Annotated in this window: 1 protein-coding gene; it reads right to left on the bottom strand. The window is 60.9% G+C overall.

The window, feature by feature from the left end; genetic code table 11:
- Positions 1–253: hypothetical protein (locus AC1RPY_RS08070; RefSeq protein ID WP_481763165.1), on the bottom strand; the 253-nt coding region annotated here is incomplete at both ends.

Consider the following 253-nt stretch of genomic DNA (forward strand, 5'->3'; position numbering starts at 1 on the left):
CCCTCGCCTTTGGCGATACGCAGGGCCTGTTTGCCGAGTGAGCTGGTGGTGGGCGTTTCCAGCTGGAACTGCGTGCAGCGCTTCAGGATCGCGCGGCCGACAGTAGAGGACTGGAATTTTTCCGGCTCCATCGAACAGATGATCCACGTCGTATCCTTGGATGGTTCCTCCAGAGGCTTGAGCACGGCCTGTGCGGCCTGTGCGTTCGACAGCCATTGCTGCGCCTCGTCGATGACGATGAATCGGCGCTTGC

The sequence above is a fragment of the Dellaglioa sp. CoH-56-MRSF-12 genome (genome assembly GCF_056782075.1).